We start from the raw sequence: 13,331 nt of genomic DNA on the forward strand, positions 1-13,331 counted from the left end.
AGCAAATAAAAAATCACTTTTTATGGTAAATATTCCTAAAACAAATTGTTTTAGTACTTTGAACTAGACTTGGTTTAACCCATCATCGTAACGTCCACTTATTTACCATAAAAGTGACAATTTAATTATCTAATATTAAGTTATGCTATGCCAGCGATACTAAGAATTAGTCAACTAATTCAAGTACTACCATTTTAGCTGCATCACCACGACGTGGATCCATCTTGATAATACGTGTATAACCACCTTCACGTTCTGCAAAACGTGGTGCAAGATCATTAAATAATTTTTGAACTGCTGTTTGAACAACGATATCATCGCCATCTTCTTTAACATCAGCAACAACGTCCATTAAGTATGCAGCTGCACGACGACGTGATGCTAAATCACCTTTTTTACCCAAAGTAATCATCTTGTCAGCAAACTTACGTACTTCTTTTGCACGAGTTTCTGTTGTAACGATTTTTTCGTTAACAAGCAAGTCTGTTGTCAAGTTACGCAACATAGCTTTACGTTGTGAACTTGTACGACCTAATTTGCGGTATGCCATGGAAATTTCCCTCCCCTTAATATTTTCTATATACTAATTAATCATCGTGACGTAATGATAAGTCAAGCTCAGCTAATTTATTCTTAACTTCTTCCAATGATTTACGTCCTAAGTTACGGACTTTCATCATGTCTGCTTCTGACTTATTCGTCAATTCTTGAACAGTATTGATGCCTGCGCGTTTCAAACAGTTGTATGAACGTACAGATAAATCGAGTTCTTCGATTGTCATCTCAAGCATTTTTTCTTTATGTGTTTCTTCTTTTTCTACCATGATTGCAGCATCTTTTGCTTCATCAGTTAAATCAACAAATAAAGTTAAATGTTCTGTCAAGATTTTAGCTGACAAACTAATTGCTTTACTTGGTGCAATAGAACCGTTTGTCCATACATCAAGTGTCAATTTGTCATAGTCATTCTTTTGACCAACACGTGTTTTTTCTACTTGGTAGTTGACACGTTCGATCGGGGTATAAATAGAATCGATTGGTAAAACACCGATTGGCATATCTTCAGCCTTCTCTTTGTTTTCCTTAGCAGAAACGTATCCACGACCCGTATTAGCAGTCATTCGAACATGGAATGTAGCACCTTCAGCCACTGTACAAATATATTGTTCTGGGTTGAAAACTTCTACATCACCACTACCTTGAATATCTCCTGCTGTTACTTCCATAGGACCAACAACATCGATCTCTAAATTATGACTTTCTTCATTAGACTCGGAAATACCAATAGCAACTTTTTTCAAATTTAAAATAATTTGAGTTACATCTTCTAGTACTCCATCAACTGTTGAAAATTCATGTAGAACTCCATCGATTTGGATATCTGTAATAGCAGCTCCTGGTAGAGATGATAATAAAATACGACGCAATGAATTGCCTAAAGTTGTACCATAGCCACGTTCAAGTGGTTCAATTACAAACTTGCCATAATTATTACTTTCTTCAACCTTATGAATTTTTGGTTTTTCAAATTCGATCATTCTTATCTTTACCCCTTTCAAAACGTAGTGTGCAATATGGCGAAAACATTATGAAGTTTTTCTTCAAAATGATTATAGTCCCACATTAAACACGACGGCGTTTTGGAGGACGACATCCATTATGAGGAACTGGTGTAACATCTTTGATAGCTGTTACTTCAAGTCCTGTTGTTTGAAGAGCACGAATGGCTGCTTCACGACCAGAACCTGGACCTTTAACTGCAACTTCAACAGTCTTCATACCATTTTCCATAGCACTCTTAGCTGCTGCTTCTGAAGCCATTTGAGCTGCGAAAGGTGTTGATTTACGACTACCTTTGAAGCCTAATGAACCTGCAGAAGACCATGCTACAGCATTACCATGAACGTCTGTAATCATAACAAGTGTATTATTGAATGTTGAATGAATATGTGCAACCCCGCTTTGAATATTCTTCTTTGCGCGGCGTTTGCGTGATTTCTTAACTGCCATGAATTAGCTAACCTCCTTCTTTTAAAATTTATTTATTAACCTTTTTTACCAGCAATTGAAACAGCTGGGCCTTTACGTGTACGCGCGTTGTTCTTAGTATTTTGACCGCGAACTGGTAAACCGCGACGGTGACGTAGACCTCGGTATGAGCCAATTTCTGAAAGGCGTTTGATGTTCATTGATACTTCGCGACGAAGGTCACCTTCAACCTTATATTTATCTACAACTGCACGAATTTGATCTTCTTGATCAGCTGTAAGATCACGAACACGAACATCTTCTGAAACGCCTGCTTCAGCTAAAATCTTTTGAGCTGAAGTATTACCGATTCCATAAATGTAAGTTAATCCGATAACCACACGCTTATCACGTGGTAAATCGATACCTGCAATACGAGCCATTAAAATTACACCTCCTAATTATTATCCTTGACGTTGTTTGTGTTTTGGATTATCGCAAATAACCATAACGCGACCTTTGCGTTTGATAACTTTGCAATGTTCACACATTGGTTTAACTGATGGTCTTACTTTCATTAATTATACCTCCTAAAATATGTTCGAAGTACAATTTATTTAAAGCGATAGGTAATGCGTCCCTTAGTCAAATCATATGGAGACATTTCCACTGTCACTCGATCTCCAGGTAAAATACGAATGTAGTGCATTCTAATTTTTCCTGAAACATGAGCTAAAATTTCATGTCCGTTTTCTAATTCAACTTTGAACATCGCATTAGGCATCGTTTCTTTAATCGTGCCTTCAATTTCAATTACATCATCTTTCGCCACGCAAAAGTACCTCCTTATTTGGTTTTAAAACTTTACACGTCAAAATGTGAGAAGCTTTTCTTGGGAGTCCCACCTTTTTCCGCAAGCTTAAATTCTCCTTGAAGATTCTAAACCCATTGAAAAGATAAACCTGAATTATCATAACACAATAAAGTGACGATTTGCAAGAAATATTTAAATTTTCTCACTTTTTTTCAAGTTTTTTTCAAAGCCTCTCATTTAAACGTGTTTCATACTAATTTTATAATGAATCTAATACTTTTTTGATGTCGGCAAACACTTGGTCAATTTCTTGGTTACCATTAACTTCATGTAAAATGCCTTGTTCACGATAGAAGTCTAATAATGGTGTGTTCATTTCAATATTAACTTCTAAACGTTTTTTAACTGTTTCTGGTTTATCATCTTCACGTTGGTAGAATTCATGTTCACCACAACGATCACATGTACCTTCAACAGTTGTTGGGTTAAATAATTTATGATATGTTGCACCACAATTACGGCAAATGTAACGTCCTGTTAAACGTTCCATTAATGATTCTGGATCAACATGAATATAAATTACACAGTTTAATGCTTTGTCTAATTCAGCACTAAATTGTTCTAATGCTTCAGCTTGCGCCATGTTACGAGGGAAACCATCTAATAAGTAACCATTGTTAACATCGTCTTGAGCTAAACGTTCTTTAACGATTCCGTTAGTTACTTCATCAGGTACAAGTTCACCTTTGTCGATATATTTTTTAGCTTCAATTCCCATTGGTGTACTATTCTTAATTGCAGCTCTAAAAATATCACCTGTTGAGATATGTGGAATTGCATATGTATCTACAATTCGTTCTGCTTGTGTTCCTTTACCAGCTCCTGGTAAACCAATAAGCATAAGGTTCATTGCCATGTATAATTCCTCCTAATATATAATAGTAAAATTCACTATTATTATAACGTAAAAATAGTGCTTGTAGTTAAAAAAGTCGGCCTCTCTTCTAAAAGAAAGACCAACTTTTTTTAGTAACTTATCTAATAAAACCAACATATTCTTGTTTCATCATCATACCATTTAATTGATTAATTGTTTGTAAAGTTACCCCTACAACAATTAATAAACTTGTCCCACCTAAACCAATTGAAGCACTTAAGCCCCAAATTGAACTAGCTAATAATGGAATTAAAGAAATAAGTCCAAGGTACAATGCACCAACTGTACTTAATCTCATTAATAACCGGGAAACATATTTTTGTGTTTCTTTACCAGGCCAGACAGATGGAATATAACTTCCTTGTTTTTGTAAGTTTTCTGATAATTTTTCAGGGTTAACTTGAACAAAAGCATAAAAGAAAGTAAAGAGAACAATTAAAAATGTATATAATGTCATACCTGCAGGTGTTTGCATATTGAATAAATTCGTCATTACTTTAAACCAGGTTGCTTCAGAATGGTTTTGCGTGAAAGCCATTAAGATAGCTTGTGGTGTTGCAATAAACGAACTAGCAAAGATAACTGGAATAACACCAGCTACATTGACTTTCAATGGTAAATATGAGCTTTCAGTAGCATCTGCTAAACGTCTAGTATATTGGATCGGAATCTTATAATTAGCTTGTTCAACATATGTTACAAAAGTTACTATTATCAAAACAATCAGTACTAATATTACAACGTATAAAATAGGTTTCCAAATTTGATTAGTTGCAGCACTCACAAATTCTTCTGTATAAATTTGTTTGATACCAATTGGAACACGAGCTAAAATACCCGCCATAATAATCATTGAAACCCCGTTACCAAGGCCTCGTTCTGTTATCATATCACCTAACCATGTAGTAAACATTGTACCACCAGTTAAAATGATCCCAATACTGATATATGTTTTAACGTTTGGATTTGGAACTAGATTTAAACTACTTAAATAGTTAAACCCAGCTGTAATACCGATTGATTGTACAAACGCAAGCACGATCGTTAAGTATCGAGTCACCTGATTTAATTTACGACGACCAACTTCACCTTGTTTACTCCACTCCACAAAACGTGGCACAATGTCCATTTGGAGCAATTGCACAACAATTTGAGCAGTAATGTATGGGGAAACCCCCATTGCCAAGATAGAATAGTTAGTTAAACCGCCACCACTAAAAGTGTTCAAGATACTAATTAACCCTGAAGATGCAACACTAGACAGAGCCTTAGCGTTGATCCCAGGGACAGTGATATAAGTGCCTAAACGAAATACAATCAAGACACCTAAGGTAAATAAGATTTGTTTACGAATCTCTTTTACAGCAAAGGCATTCTTCATTGTCTTAAGCATTAAATCACCTCAGTTTGACCGCCTGCTGCTTCGATAGCTGCTTTAGCAGATGCAGAGAATTTATGAGCTTTTACGCTTAATTTCTTATTCAATGCACCATTTCCTAAAACTTTAATACCATCTTTTTCGTTTTTAATAATGCCAGCTTCAACCAATGCAACTGGTGTTACTTCAGCATTATCTTCGAATTTGTTTAATGTTTCAAGGTTTACGATTGCGTATTCCTTACGGTTAACATTCTTGAAACCACGTTTTGGCATACGACGGAACAATGGCATTTGTCCCCCTTCGAAACCAAGACGTACCTTACCACGAGCCTTTTGGCCTTTTTGACCACGGCCAGATGTTTTACCGTTACCGGATGAAGTACCACGACCGACGCGGTTGCGTACTTTGCGTGAACCTTCACTTGGTTGTAATTCATGTAATTTCATTAGGTTGGCACCTCCTTATTCAACTAATATTGACTATTAATCAGCCAATTCAACGTCCACTAAATGATTGATCTTTCTGATCGCACCACGCATAGCTGCATTGTCAGGAACAACAACAGAACTATTAATACGTCCAAGGCCTAAACCTTTAACGACATCGCGTTGAGTTTGAGGACGTCCAATGACAGAATGAATTAATGTAACTTTTAAGTTTGCCATGAATATGTCCTCCTTTATTCTGCTAAATGTTGAACTGATACGCCACGTAATTGTGCAACGTCTTCAGCATTCTTCATTTTTAATAAACCATCAATTGTAGCACGTACAACGTTGATTGGTGTGTTAGAACCTAATGATTTACTTGTAACATCAGCAACTCCGGCAAGTTCCATGATAGCACGAACTGCGCCACCTGCAGCAACTCCAGAACCGGCACTAGCTGGTTTCAACAAAATACGACTACCGCTGTGTTGACCGATAACTTCATGAGGAAGTGTTGTTCCGACCATAGGAACTTCCACTAAGTTCTTACGTGCAGCGTCAACAGCCTTACGAATAGCTTCTGGTACTTCTTGAGCTTTACCAGTACCAAAACCAACGTGGCCATTGTGGTCACCGACTACTACTAATGCTGCAAAGCGAAGACGACGTCCACCTTTAACAACTTTAGTGATACGGTTAATCGCTACAACACGATCTTCTAAATCTAATTGAGCTGGATCGATAAAAGTCATAAACGTTTTTTCCTCCCTTTCCTAAAAGTCTAAGCCATTTTCGCGAGCAGCTTCTGCTAAAGCTTGCACACGACCATGATATAGGTATCCGCCACGGTCAAAGACAACTTCTTTGATACCTTTTTCAACAGCGCGTTGAGCAACAACTGTACCAACTGAAACAGCTTGTGCAGTTTTTGTGTCGCCACTAACGGCTTCATCTAATGTAGAGGCACTAACTAGCGTCACACCCGCTACGTCATCAATAATTTGAGCGTAGATGTTTTTGTTTGAACGATAAACATTTAAGCGTGGGCACTCAGCAGTACCAGAGATTTTGTTACGAACACGTGCATGACGTTTTTGACGTGTTTTATTTTTATCTGGTTTAGATATCACAATTTTCACCTCTTAGTTTAATTTCAACAGCTTATGCTGCTAGATTATTTACCAGTCTTACCTTCTTTACGACGTACGAATTCGCCAACATAGCGAATACCTTTGCCTTTGTAAGGTTCTGGAGCGCGTGTTGCACGGATACGTGCAGCTACATCGCCGACAACTTCTTTATTAATACCTTCAACAACAACTAATGTTGTAGATGGTGTTGCGAATTCAACACCTTTTTCGTTTGCAGGATCAAACTCAACTGGGTGGGAATAACCAACGTTTAATACGAGAGTTTTTCCTTTCATTTGAGCACGGTAACCAACCCCACGTAATTCAAGTTCTTTCTTGAATCCTTCAGTAACACCGATAACCATGTTATTGAAGTTTGCACGTGTTGTACCGTGTAATGCTTTAATCTTGCTATCTTCTGAATCACGTTCGAAAGTAACTACGTTACCTTCAATTTTCATAGTGATATGTTTTGAGAATTCTCTAGTTAATTCACCTTTAGGACCTTTAACAGTTACAACGTTTCCGTCTTGTTTAACTTCAACGCCTGCTGGCAAATCAACAACTTTATAACCAATACGACTCACGAGATAGACACCTCCTTACGGTTTTTATTTATTACCAAACGTAAGCTAATACTTCGCCACCGATGTGCTTTGCACGGGCTTCTTTATCTGTAATAACACCTTCTGGTGTTGATAAAATAGCAATACCTAAACCGTTAAGAACTTTAGGAACAGCATCAGCTTTTACATATGAACGTAAACCAGGTTTTGAGATACGACGAATACCTGAGATTACACGTTCATGATCTTTACCATATTTCATGAATACACGAATAACGTTTTGTTTGTCGTCTTCGATATATTCTACATCGCGGATAAATCCTTCTTTTTTAAGGATGTTTGCGATGTCATATTTGATGTTTGAAGCAGGTACTTCAAGTGATTCTAATTTTGCTTGATTAGCATTACGAATACGTGTCAAGAAGTCTGCGATTGGATCAGTCATGACCATTAGTTTGCCTCCTTTTGTGCTTTTTTTGGATTACCAGCTAGCCTTTTTCATGCCAGGGATCTGACCCTTATGAGCAAGTTCTCTTAGGCAAACACGGCATAACTTAAATTTACGATATACAGAATGTGGACGGCCGCAACGTTCACAACGGGAATATTCTTGTGTTGAGAATTTTGCTGGACGTTTATTCTTTGCAATTTGTGACTTTTTAGCCAATGTGAACCCCCCTCTTATTTGGCAAATGGCATACCTAGTTGTGATAATAATTCTTTAGATTCTTCGTCTGTGTTAGCTGTTGTAACAATAACGATATCCATACCACGAACTTTATTAACATTATCAAAATCAATTTCAGGGAAAATCAATTGTTCACGTACACCCAATGTGTAGTTACCGCGACCGTCAAAGGCACGTTTACTTACACCATGGAAATCACGCACACGTGGCAATGATACTGAAACTAATTTATCTAAGAATTCATACATACGTTGTCCACGTAATGTAACTTTTGCACCAATTGGCATGCCTTCACGTAAACGGAAGCCAGCAATTGATTTTTTAGCTTTTGTAATTACAGGTTTTTGACCTGCGATCAATGTTAATTCTTCAACAGCTTCATCTAAAAACTTAGAATTGCTTACAGCATCACCAACACCCATGTTGATCACGATTTTTTCAACTTTAGGAGCTTGCATGACTGATGAATAATCAAATTTTTCCACTAATGATGGAACTACTTCGTTAATATATTTTTCTTTTAAACGATTCATGAAGAAAGTATCCTCCTTTCTTTAAATATTATAAAGTTTCACCTGTTTTTTTAGAAACACGGACTTTCTTACCATCTTCTACTTTGAAACCAACACGTGTTGGTTCATTGTTAGAAGGATCGATCAACATAACGTTAGATACGTGAATTGGTGCTTCAACTTCAACAATTCCGCCTGTTGGGTTTTCGTTAGAAGGTTTTTGATGCTTCTTCACGATATTAACGCCTTGTACGATCACGCGATCTTCTTTTGGCATAGCTTGTAATACTGTACCTTCAGTACCTTTATACTTACCGCTGATCACTTTAACTTTATCATTCTTTTTAATGAACATGTTTTTCTCTGCACCTCCTTGTTAGACGATGGATGATTATAATACTTCAGGTGCTAAGGAAACGATCTTCATGAAGTTTCCGTCACGTAATTCACGTGCAACTGGCCCGAAAATACGTGTACCCTTAGGTGATTGGTCATCACCGATAATAACAGCAGCATTTTCATCAAATTTAATGTATGAACCATCTGCACGATGTGTACCGCTCTTTGTACGAACGATAACTGCTTTTACAACGTCACCTTTTTTGACAACGCCACCTGGTGTTGCTTGTTTAACAGTAGCAATAACGATATCACCGATATTAGCTGTTTTTACGCGAGAACCACCTAAAATTTTAATAACTAAGATTTCGCGTGCACCAGAGTTGTCAGCGACTTTTAAACGAGTTTCTTGTTGGATCACAGTGTGTGTCCTCCTTTCGCTATTAGATAAGAATACGAATCAAAGTGCAATAATATTTAATTCAGATTAGATAATAATTGCTTTTTCAACGATTTCTAATAAACGGAAACGTTTTGTTGCTGACAATGGACGAGTTTCCATAATTTTAACGATATCTCCAACTTTTGCTTCGTTGTTTTCATCGTGTGCTGTAAATTTCTTGGAATACTTAACACGTTTGCCATAAGCCTTATGATTCTTGTATGTTTCAACAGATACTGTAATTGTTTTATCCATCTTATCAGAAACGACACGTCCTTGATAGACTTTGCGTTGGTTACGATCACTCATTCGCGATTAGCCTCCTTTTCGTATTCTATTATTTGTTTAATTCTTGTTGACGCAACGCTGTTTTGATGCGCGCAATCGTTTTACGTACTTCCTTTAAGCGAGCAGTGTTTTCTAATTGTCCTGTTGCTAATTGGAAACGTAAGTTGAATAATTCATCTTTGAATTGCTTTTCTTTTTCGAGCATTTCAGCAGTGGTTAATTCATTAATTTCTTGTTTAGTCATTTGATTCGCCACCTACTTCCTCACGTTTTACAAACTTTGTTTTAACTGGGAGCTTGTGGGATGCTAAGCGTAAAGCTTCGCGTGCCACTTCTTCAGGAACGCCGTCAATTTCAAACATGATCTTGCCGCGTTTAACTGGTGCTACCCAACCTTCTGGTGCCCCTTTACCGGAACCCATACGAACACCGATAGCTTTTGCTGTATATGATTTATGAGGGAAGATTTTAATCCAAACTTTCCCACCACGTTTCATATAACGTGTCATAGCGATACGAGCAGCTTCGATTTGACGGTTTGTGATCCAATGTGAATCAACTGCTTGTAAACCGTATTTACCGAATGCAACTTCTGTACCACCTTTAGCACGACCACGCATCTTACCACGGAATTCGCGCCGATACTTTGTACGTTTTGGTACTAACATAGATTATTTCCCTCCTTTACGGTTATCTTTCTTAGCAGGTAATACTTCACCGCGGTAAATCCAAACTTTAACGCCTAATTTACCGTATGTTGTATCTGCTTCTACCCATGCATAATCAATGTCTGCACGTAATGTATGCAATGGAACTGTTCCTTCTGAGAAATGTTCTGAACGAGACATATCTGCACCGTTTAAACGACCAGAAACTTGAACCTTGATACCTTTTGCGCCTGAACGCATTGTACGTTGGATAGATTGTTTCATTGCACGACGGAAAGCAACACGGTTTTCCAATTGTACAGCAATGTTTTCTGCTACTAATTTAGCATCTAAGTCAGGTTTTTTGATTTCTACAATGTTAATGTGAACTCTCTTACCTGTTAAGTTGTTTAATTCTTTACGAAGTTTTTCAACTTCTGAACCGCCCTTACCGATTACCATACCTGGTTTAGCTGTATGGATAGAAATGTTAACACGCTTTGCAGCACGTTCGATCTCAACGATAGAGACAGCGGCGTCGGCTAATTTGTTTTCAATATATTTACGGATACGAAGATCTTCGTGTAAATTTTGTGCAAAATCTTTTTCTGCGTACCATTTTGCATCCCAGTCACGAATGATTCCGACACGTAATCCTGTAGGATTAATTTTTTGACCCACGCGTTATCCCTCCTTATTTTTCAGATACAACGATTGTAATATGACTTGTACGTTTGTTGATTGGAGAAGCGGAACCTTTGGCACGAGGACGGAAACGTTTAAGTGTTGGTCCTTCGTTAACAAATGCTTCACTTACATATAAATCTTCAACATCTAAGTCAAAGTTGTTTTCTGCGTTTGCAATTGCAGATTTTAATACTTTTTCAATGATTGGTGATCCAGCTCTTGGTGTGAACTTTAAGATCCCAATTGCTTCAGCAACACTCTTGCCGCGGATAAGATCGATCACAAGACGTGCTTTACGTGCAGGGATGCGAACTGTACGTGCAGTTGCTTTTGCTGATGTTACTTGTTCAGCCATTCTGATATCCTCCCTTAGTTAATTATTTTCCTGTTTTCTTATCGTTATTCACGTGTCCACGGAATGAACGAGTTGGTGCGAATTCACCTAGTTTATGTCCTACCATATCTTCTTGGATATAAACTGGAACATGCTTACGACCATCATAAACAGCGATTGTGTAACCAATGAAGCTTGGGAAGATAGTTGAACGACGTGACCATGTCTTGATAACTGATTTCTTTTCAAGATCAGCTTGTGCTTCAACCTTCTTCATTAAATGTGCATCAACGAAAGGTCCCTTTTTTAAACTACGACTCAATGTAATAATCCTCCCTTCGGATCAACTATGTTTTTCAGACGTTAATTCGAATTTACTTGTCTATTTCTTTTTACGACCACGAACAATAAACTTGTTAGAACGGTTCTTTGTCTTACGAGTCTTGTTACCGCGAGTCTTTTTACCCCATGGTGACATTGGACTTGGACGTCCAACAGGTGCTTTACCTTCACCACCACCGTGTGGGTGATCGCAAGGGTTCATTACAGAACCACGTGATTGTGGACGGCGACCCATCCAACGGCTACGACCAGCTTTACCGATTTTGATTAATTCGTGTTGTTCGTTACCAACAGCACCAACTGTAGCGCGGCATGTTAATAAGATCATACGAACTTCACCAGAAGCTAAACGAACGATTGCGTATTTACCTTCTTTACCAAGTAATTGAGCAGATGCACCAGCTGAACGAGCTAATTGACCACCTTTACCTGGTTTTAATTCGATATTGTGAATTGTTGTACCTACTGGAATGTCTGCTAATGCAAGAGCGTTACCGATCTTGATATCTGCATCTTTACCAGATTCGATTGTTTGACCAACTTCAAGGCCTTTAGGAGCAAGGATGTATGCTTTCACACCATCAGCATAAATTACTAACGCAATGTTAGCTGAACGGTTTGGATCATACTCGATTGCTTTAACTGTTGCAGGAACGCCATCTTTAATACGTTTGAAATCGATAATACGATATTGGCGTTTATGCCCACCACCACGGTGACGAACTGTAATACGACCATATGAGTTACGACCAGCAGTCTTGTTGTTTTTAGCAAGTAAAGACTTTTCTGGTGTTGATTTTGTGATTTCAGCAAAATCAGAACCTGTCATATTACGGCGACCGTTAGAAGTAGGTTTGAATTTTTTGATTCCCACTATGTTTTCCTCCTATTTTGAATTTTATTCTTCGTTGAATAATGTAATTTCTTTAGATTCGGCTGTTAAAGTAACGATAGCTTTACGACGATTCTTTTTGAATCCTACGTATTGGCCTAAGCGTTTCTTTGTACCTTTAACATTCATGATGTTAACTTTAGCAACTTTTACACCGAAGATGTCTTCGATAGCATGTTTAACTTGTGTTTTTGTTGCTTTTGTATGAACGTCGAATGTATAACGTTTGTTGTCGATGTCAGCAACTGATGCTTCAGTGATGACTGGACGTAAAATAATATCGCGTGATTCCATTATGCAAGAACCTCCTCTACTTGAGAAAGAGCTCCTTGAGTGATAAGCATCTTGTCATTATTTACAACGTCTAATACGTTTAATCCTTTAGCAGGAATAACTGTAACGTTTGACAAGTTACGTGCTGCTAATGCTGCAGCTTCGTTGCCATCTTCAAGAACTACTAAAACTTTTGTTTTAATATCTAAGTTGCTTAAAACTTGTGCGAACTCTTTTGTTTTTGGTTGTTCGAAGCCTAAAGCATCTACAACTACTAAACTTTCATCCATAACCTTTTGAGAAAGGACGGATTTGATAGCTAAACGACGCACTTTACGTGGTAATTTGTAGCTATATGAACGAGGTGTAGGACCAAATACGGTACCACCACCTACCCATTGTGGTGAGCGGATAGAACCTTGACGAGCACGGCCTGTACCTTTTTGACGCCATGGTTTTTTACCACCACCGCGAACTGCACTTCTGTTTTTTACAGCGTGTGTACCTTGACGAAGTGATGCGCGTTGCATCAAGACTGCATCAAAGATTACATTGTTGTTTGGTTCGATACCAAAAATTGTGTCGTTTAATTGAACTTCACCATTTTTGCTACCGTCTTGTTTAAATAATGCAACTGTTGGCATGTTATTTCCTCCCTTCCTC

27 protein-coding genes are annotated in these 13,331 nt (G+C 37.8%); all 27 read right to left on the reverse strand.

The window, feature by feature from the left end:
* Positions 1 to 166 precede the first annotated feature (166 nt).
* The 27 genes from rplQ to rplD all read right to left on the reverse strand — a co-directional run bounded on the left by rplQ (position 167) and on the right by rplD (position 13,312).
* Positions 167 to 550, reverse strand: a complete 384-nt coding sequence (gene rplQ, locus G540_RS0102155; protein WP_027106681.1) for a 50S ribosomal protein L17 — start codon at positions 548 to 550, stop codon at positions 167 to 169.
* 37 nt (positions 551 to 587) lie between these two features.
* Positions 588 to 1,538, reverse strand: coding sequence for a DNA-directed RNA polymerase subunit alpha (locus G540_RS0102160; protein ID WP_027106682.1), 951 nt, complete (start codon positions 1,536 to 1,538; stop codon positions 588 to 590).
* Positions 1,539 to 1,623: 85 nt separating this feature from the next.
* Positions 1,624 to 2,010, reverse strand: coding sequence for a 30S ribosomal protein S11 (rpsK, locus tag G540_RS0102165; RefSeq protein WP_027106683.1), 387 nt, complete (start codon positions 2,008 to 2,010; stop codon positions 1,624 to 1,626).
* Positions 2,011 to 2,045: 35 nt separating this feature from the next.
* Positions 2,046 to 2,411, reverse strand: coding sequence for a 30S ribosomal protein S13 (rpsM, locus tag G540_RS0102170; RefSeq protein WP_027106684.1), 366 nt, complete (start codon positions 2,409 to 2,411; stop codon positions 2,046 to 2,048).
* A gap of 21 nt (positions 2,412 to 2,432) precedes the next feature.
* Complete coding sequence (gene rpmJ / locus G540_RS0102175; RefSeq protein ID WP_003696792.1) at positions 2,433 to 2,546, reverse strand: 50S ribosomal protein L36; 114 nt, start codon at positions 2,544 to 2,546, stop codon at positions 2,433 to 2,435.
* Between the two features lie 35 nt (positions 2,547 to 2,581).
* Complete coding sequence (gene infA / locus G540_RS0102180; RefSeq protein ID WP_027106685.1) at positions 2,582 to 2,800, reverse strand: translation initiation factor IF-1; 219 nt, start codon at positions 2,798 to 2,800, stop codon at positions 2,582 to 2,584.
* A gap of 241 nt (positions 2,801 to 3,041) precedes the next feature.
* Entirely contained in the window at positions 3,042 to 3,698 is a 657-nt protein-coding gene (locus tag G540_RS0102185; RefSeq protein ID WP_027106686.1) for an adenylate kinase, read from the reverse strand.
* A gap of 118 nt (positions 3,699 to 3,816) precedes the next feature.
* Entirely contained in the window at positions 3,817 to 5,112 is a 1,296-nt protein-coding gene (secY, locus tag G540_RS0102190; protein ID WP_027106687.1) for a preprotein translocase subunit SecY, read from the reverse strand.
* Positions 5,112 to 5,546, reverse strand: coding sequence for a 50S ribosomal protein L15 (rplO, locus tag G540_RS0102195; RefSeq protein ID WP_027106688.1), 435 nt, complete (start codon positions 5,544 to 5,546; stop codon positions 5,112 to 5,114). The genes secY and rplO overlap by 1 nt, the downstream gene beginning before the upstream one ends.
* 36 nt (positions 5,547 to 5,582) lie before the next feature.
* Positions 5,583 to 5,765, reverse strand: a complete 183-nt coding sequence (gene rpmD, locus G540_RS0102200) for a 50S ribosomal protein L30 (RefSeq protein ID WP_027106689.1) — start codon at positions 5,763 to 5,765, stop codon at positions 5,583 to 5,585.
* Between the two features lie 14 nt (positions 5,766 to 5,779).
* Positions 5,780 to 6,280, reverse strand: a complete 501-nt coding sequence (gene rpsE / locus G540_RS0102205; RefSeq protein WP_027106690.1) for a 30S ribosomal protein S5 — start codon at positions 6,278 to 6,280, stop codon at positions 5,780 to 5,782.
* A gap of 21 nt (positions 6,281 to 6,301) precedes the next feature.
* On the reverse strand, positions 6,302 to 6,667 hold the full coding sequence (rplR, locus tag G540_RS0102210) for a 50S ribosomal protein L18 (protein ID WP_035463530.1): 366 nt from the start codon (positions 6,665 to 6,667) through the stop codon (positions 6,302 to 6,304).
* Positions 6,668 to 6,702: 35 nt separating this feature from the next.
* Positions 6,703 to 7,245 carry a 50S ribosomal protein L6 gene (gene rplF, locus G540_RS0102215; protein WP_027106692.1) on the reverse strand — a complete coding sequence of 181 codons (543 nt, stop codon included), beginning with the start codon at positions 7,243 to 7,245 and terminating at the stop codon, positions 6,703 to 6,705.
* Positions 7,246 to 7,276: 31 nt separating this feature from the next.
* Positions 7,277 to 7,675: a 30S ribosomal protein S8 gene (gene rpsH, locus G540_RS0102220; RefSeq protein ID WP_027106693.1), complete on the reverse strand. Its 399-nt coding sequence runs from the start codon at positions 7,673 to 7,675 to the stop codon at positions 7,277 to 7,279.
* Between the two features lie 30 nt (positions 7,676 to 7,705).
* Positions 7,706 to 7,891, reverse strand: a complete 186-nt coding sequence (locus G540_RS0102225) for a type Z 30S ribosomal protein S14 (RefSeq protein WP_027106694.1) — start codon at positions 7,889 to 7,891, stop codon at positions 7,706 to 7,708.
* A gap of 14 nt (positions 7,892 to 7,905) precedes the next feature.
* Positions 7,906 to 8,445 (reverse strand): 50S ribosomal protein L5, encoded by a 540-nt coding sequence (gene rplE / locus G540_RS0102230; RefSeq protein ID WP_027106695.1) that lies wholly within the window; start codon positions 8,443 to 8,445, stop codon positions 7,906 to 7,908.
* Positions 8,446 to 8,473: 28 nt separating this feature from the next.
* On the reverse strand, positions 8,474 to 8,779 hold the full coding sequence (gene rplX, locus G540_RS0102235) for a 50S ribosomal protein L24 (RefSeq protein ID WP_027106696.1): 306 nt from the start codon (positions 8,777 to 8,779) through the stop codon (positions 8,474 to 8,476).
* Positions 8,780 to 8,815: 36 nt separating this feature from the next.
* Positions 8,816 to 9,184, reverse strand: a complete 369-nt coding sequence (gene rplN, locus G540_RS0102240) for a 50S ribosomal protein L14 (protein WP_027106697.1) — start codon at positions 9,182 to 9,184, stop codon at positions 8,816 to 8,818.
* Positions 9,185 to 9,250: 66 nt separating this feature from the next.
* Positions 9,251 to 9,514 (reverse strand): 30S ribosomal protein S17, encoded by a 264-nt coding sequence (rpsQ, locus tag G540_RS0102245; RefSeq protein WP_027106698.1) that lies wholly within the window; start codon positions 9,512 to 9,514, stop codon positions 9,251 to 9,253.
* Between the two features lie 28 nt (positions 9,515 to 9,542).
* Positions 9,543 to 9,737 carry a 50S ribosomal protein L29 gene (gene rpmC, locus G540_RS0102250; RefSeq protein WP_027106699.1) on the reverse strand — a complete coding sequence of 65 codons (195 nt, stop codon included), beginning with the start codon at positions 9,735 to 9,737 and terminating at the stop codon, positions 9,543 to 9,545.
* Positions 9,730 to 10,161, reverse strand: coding sequence for a 50S ribosomal protein L16 (gene rplP / locus G540_RS0102255; RefSeq protein WP_027106700.1), 432 nt, complete (start codon positions 10,159 to 10,161; stop codon positions 9,730 to 9,732). Before rplP ends, rpmC begins: the two co-directional genes overlap by 8 nt.
* Positions 10,162 to 10,164: 3 nt before the next feature.
* Positions 10,165 to 10,821 (reverse strand): 30S ribosomal protein S3, encoded by a 657-nt coding sequence (gene rpsC, locus G540_RS0102260; RefSeq protein WP_027106701.1) that lies wholly within the window; start codon positions 10,819 to 10,821, stop codon positions 10,165 to 10,167.
* 13 nt (positions 10,822 to 10,834) lie between these two features.
* On the reverse strand, positions 10,835 to 11,182 hold the full coding sequence (rplV, locus tag G540_RS0102265) for a 50S ribosomal protein L22 (RefSeq protein WP_027106702.1): 348 nt from the start codon (positions 11,180 to 11,182) through the stop codon (positions 10,835 to 10,837).
* A gap of 22 nt (positions 11,183 to 11,204) precedes the next feature.
* A complete protein-coding gene (rpsS, locus tag G540_RS0102270) occupies positions 11,205 to 11,483 on the reverse strand; it encodes a 30S ribosomal protein S19 (protein ID WP_027106703.1) in 279 nt (92 codons plus the stop codon).
* A gap of 60 nt (positions 11,484 to 11,543) precedes the next feature.
* Complete coding sequence (gene rplB, locus G540_RS0102275; RefSeq protein WP_027106704.1) at positions 11,544 to 12,377, reverse strand: 50S ribosomal protein L2; 834 nt, start codon at positions 12,375 to 12,377, stop codon at positions 11,544 to 11,546.
* A gap of 24 nt (positions 12,378 to 12,401) precedes the next feature.
* Positions 12,402 to 12,689 (reverse strand): 50S ribosomal protein L23, encoded by a 288-nt coding sequence (gene rplW / locus G540_RS0102280; protein ID WP_027106705.1) that lies wholly within the window; start codon positions 12,687 to 12,689, stop codon positions 12,402 to 12,404.
* On the reverse strand, positions 12,689 to 13,312 hold the full coding sequence (gene rplD / locus G540_RS0102285; protein ID WP_027106706.1) for a 50S ribosomal protein L4: 624 nt from the start codon (positions 13,310 to 13,312) through the stop codon (positions 12,689 to 12,691). Before rplD ends, rplW begins: the two co-directional genes overlap by 1 nt.
* Positions 13,313 to 13,331: the final 19 nt, after the last annotated feature.

The sequence above is a fragment of the Ligilactobacillus ceti DSM 22408 genome, from assembly GCF_000423245.1.
Classification (GTDB): Bacteria; Bacillota; Bacilli; order Lactobacillales; family Lactobacillaceae; genus Ligilactobacillus; species Ligilactobacillus ceti.

Bases quoted from the DNA above. Each gene is read 5' to 3' on its own strand.
- secY (WP_027106687.1), bottom strand. From the start codon at position 5,112: ATGCTTAAGACAATGAAGAATGCCTTTGCTGTAAAAGAGATTCGTAAA.
- rplV (WP_027106702.1), bottom strand. From the start codon at position 11,182: ATGGCTGAACAAGTAACATCAGCAAAAGCAACTGCACGTACAGTTCGC.
- rplP (WP_027106700.1), bottom strand. From the start codon at position 10,161: ATGTTAGTACCAAAACGTACAAAGTATCGGCGCGAATTCCGTGGTAAG.
- rplE (WP_027106695.1), bottom strand. From the start codon at position 8,445: ATGAATCGTTTAAAAGAAAAATATATTAACGAAGTAGTTCCATCATTA.
- rpsE (WP_027106690.1), bottom strand. From the start codon at position 6,280: ATGACTTTTATCGATCCAGCTCAATTAGATTTAGAAGATCGTGTTGTA.
- rplD (WP_027106706.1), bottom strand. From the start codon at position 13,312: ATGCCAACAGTTGCATTATTTAAACAAGACGGTAGCAAAAATGGTGAA.
- G540_RS0102160 (WP_027106682.1), bottom strand. From the start codon at position 1,538: ATGATCGAATTTGAAAAACCAAAAATTCATAAGGTTGAAGAAAGTAAT.
- rplO (WP_027106688.1), bottom strand. From the start codon at position 5,546: ATGAAATTACATGAATTACAACCAAGTGAAGGTTCACGCAAAGTACGC.
- G540_RS0102185 (WP_027106686.1), bottom strand. From the start codon at position 3,698: ATGGCAATGAACCTTATGCTTATTGGTTTACCAGGAGCTGGTAAAGGA.
- rplX (WP_027106696.1), bottom strand. From the start codon at position 8,779: ATGTTCATTAAAAAGAATGATAAAGTTAAAGTGATCAGCGGTAAGTAT.
- rpmC (WP_027106699.1), bottom strand. From the start codon at position 9,737: ATGACTAAACAAGAAATTAATGAATTAACCACTGCTGAAATGCTCGAA.
- rplQ (WP_027106681.1), bottom strand. From the start codon at position 550: ATGGCATACCGCAAATTAGGTCGTACAAGTTCACAACGTAAAGCTATG.
- rpsQ (WP_027106698.1), bottom strand. From the start codon at position 9,514: ATGAGTGATCGTAACCAACGCAAAGTCTATCAAGGACGTGTCGTTTCT.
- rpmJ (WP_003696792.1), bottom strand. From the start codon at position 2,546: ATGAAAGTAAGACCATCAGTTAAACCAATGTGTGAACATTGCAAAGTT.
- rplW (WP_027106705.1), bottom strand. From the start codon at position 12,689: ATGGAATCACGCGATATTATTTTACGTCCAGTCATCACTGAAGCATCA.
- rpsK (WP_027106683.1), bottom strand. From the start codon at position 2,010: ATGGCAGTTAAGAAATCACGCAAACGCCGCGCAAAGAAGAATATTCAA.
- rpmD (WP_027106689.1), bottom strand. From the start codon at position 5,765: ATGGCAAACTTAAAAGTTACATTAATTCATTCTGTCATTGGACGTCCT.
- rpsH (WP_027106693.1), bottom strand. From the start codon at position 7,675: ATGGTCATGACTGATCCAATCGCAGACTTCTTGACACGTATTCGTAAT.
- rpsM (WP_027106684.1), bottom strand. From the start codon at position 2,411: ATGGCTCGTATTGCAGGTATCGATTTACCACGTGATAAGCGTGTGGTT.